At 48.1% G+C, this 902-nt stretch carries 1 pseudogene; it reads left to right on the plus strand.

Annotated elements, in window-relative coordinates:
• Nucleotides 1-831, plus strand: a pseudogene (locus HMPREF0670_RS15080) (IS4 family transposase); the annotation flags it as partial.
• Nucleotides 832-902: the final 71 nt, after the last annotated feature.

Below are 902 nucleotides of genomic sequence, written 5' to 3' on the forward strand. Positions count from 1 at the left end.
AACCCCGACTATGAGCGCTTTCAAGAGTGCAAGACGTCCAAGATGGAAGTTGCCATGGCTATGCTTCGCCGTGGATGGAAGATGGGGTTACGTGCGAAGTATGTGATTACCGACAGTTGGTTCACTTGCGAGCAGCTTATGGCATGCGTCAGGGGCATAGGTAAAGGTGCAATGCACTTTGTCGGACTTGCAAAGATGGGGAAGACGAGATACACCGTATCAGGCAGGAAGAAAAATGCAGCGGAACTCATTGCCACCTATGAACGCGAACGGGGAAAGAACTGCCGTAAGTATAAATGTCGATACATTCAGCTCAACGGCAACTTGGGAGACATACCTGTTAGAATCTTCCTCATCAAGTATGGTAGGAACTCCGCATGGAACGTCCTGCTCACCACGGACACCACGATGTCTTTCGTAAAAGCCTTTGAAGTGTACCAGATCAGATGGAACATAGAGGTGATGAACAAGGAGACTAAGCAGTATCTCGGATTAGGGGGTTATCAAGGTTGCGACTTTAACGGTCAGATAGCCGACGCAACGCTGTGTTACCTTACATATATCGTCATGGCCCTGGAAAAGAGGTTCACAGAATATCAAACCATGGGCGAACTCTTTTCGGACATGGAGGGCGAACTCATGGCACTCACGTTATGGAAGCGAGTTCTAGCCTGTATCGAACGCATTCTTCGCGTTTTAGGAGAAACGCTTGGGGTGACGCCACAACAACTTATGGCTATGATCAGCGGCAACGACAAGGAGATGGTCAAAATCCTTGTAATGGCGGAAGCATTGGAAAAATGGGATGAAGCATGTGGACAGTCTGCATAACTTCTATTAGGCATGTGTTAAAACTCAATGGATATGGGGGACCACAGGCAAAGGTGAATGGGAAAAGCCAG

The sequence above is a fragment of the Prevotella sp. oral taxon 317 str. F0108 genome, assembly GCF_000162415.1.
Taxonomy (GTDB): Bacteria; Bacteroidota; Bacteroidia; order Bacteroidales; family Bacteroidaceae; genus Prevotella; species Prevotella conceptionensis.